Source organism: Cysteiniphilum sp. 19S12-1 (assembly GCF_052030685.1).
In the GTDB taxonomy this organism is placed as follows: Bacteria; Pseudomonadota; Gammaproteobacteria; order Francisellales; family Francisellaceae; genus Caedibacter.
Map to the genome: position 1 here is coordinate 1 of NZ_JBQAJM010000074.1, position 1,615 is coordinate 1,615.

The 1,615-nt window shown below is 38.0% G+C and carries 1 protein-coding gene; it reads right to left on the bottom strand.

Features of this window, described 5'->3' with window-relative positions; all coding sequences use genetic code 11:
* Positions 1-1,134, bottom strand: a 1,134-nt coding sequence (locus ACTS4L_RS11245) for an AAA family ATPase (RefSeq protein ID WP_440652065.1), incomplete at its 3' end; no start/stop codon positions are given.
* Positions 1,135-1,615 lie beyond the last annotated feature (481 nt).

The window sequence follows — 1,615 nt, forward strand, 5'->3', positions numbered from 1 at the left end:
AAACAACAACAAGCTCCATAAGCTGCTGCTTTGATAGGATAAGGTATCATAGGTGACATGGCGATCGATAATGACGTTAGCATTTTCACCTTCCATTAGTTGAGTTAATGCCGGATGTACGTCTTGCCGAAACTTTAATAACAAGTCTTCAATCATTTGATTATTGGAGGTATGTATCCAGTAGTCATCAAACTGTCCATCATTCTTTAAACAATTCAATATTGACCATGGATTATAGATTTCTAGTCCTGCGAAATTGTAGCCGTTATACCATTTTTGGGCATTGATTTTGTCATTGTCCATATTTTGTATGCTGTATAGCGCATCTAATTCGTCATTGGTAAAACCAAAATACTGGCGATATTTAGCATCAAGGAGTGTGTAAACCTGCAGATTATTGAGTCCTGAAAGCATGCTGTCTTTAGATACACGCAAAATCCCAGTCATCACACCCTTATGTAATGCATTATTATCTTTAAAGGTGTTGCTCATTAGATTACGCATCAAAGGCGTTAAGTCCTCGATATAGTTCTCAACATAAGCTGCATTTAAAGGGGTGTCATATTCATCTAATAAGATCACCACGCGCTGTTGGTGGTGCATGTATAGCATATGACTTAAAAAACGTAAACTGACATCAATTTGTGAGCTACTAAAAACGTCCGTCTGCATGTAATTTTTGAGTTTAATTTTATCCAACTCATCCAACTCATTAGATTGCAACAGGTGGCGATTCTGTCTAAATGTCTCTTGAATTAAAAGTGACAGTTGCTCAAGTGCAGTCTGACAATTACGTGCCTTAATGTCTTTAAAGCTGACAAAAATCACCGGATACTTGCCTTGATGTGCCTTTACATAGGCACCATTGTCTGCTTTGGCAATTGCTAAGTGATCGAATAAGCCCTGTGTGTCGGTGAAGTCAATCTTATCCGCAAAGAAGTGATGCAACATCGACATATTGAGTGTTTTACCAAAGCGTCTTGGGCGGGTGATCAGTATCACATCACTACCATCGTCAATAATCTCTTTGATAAAAAGAGATTTATCGACAAATAAAGCATTATCAAGAATGATTTTTGCAAAGTTGGATGAACCAATATAAATTTTTTTTGCTGTTTCTTTTTTTCTTGTCATAACATACCACAATTAGATAATTAATTGCACTTAGTAATAATTCAAAAATAAGTTGAGTTTTAATTACTCCCCTCACCCGTGCAGCTTAAGCTGCACGAGCAATCCCGCAAGGGGAGAGGTGCTAACTGTCGCAATCTATTCTTGATTCATTACTAGGTCAAATCAAACGATCTCTATGGTAATCTTCTCAAAGAAAATTGACAATGGGGTTTTAGCCTAATGGCACTAACTTCAGTTAAGAAGTAGCTTGTGAATATAGGCTTTGCAACGACGTTAAATCAATCATCCCTGTACTCCCCTCACCCGTGCAGCTTAAGCTGCACGACCTCTCCCGCAAGGGGAGAGGTACTAGCTGACGCAACTTATTCTTGACTCATTACATAATGATTTTTGACAACGACGTTATTGCGATTAAAAGCTAAACCGAGTGTTAATATCTCTTTGACTTGGGGTTGGGCTTTTAGCTCAGTGATGTAATTTT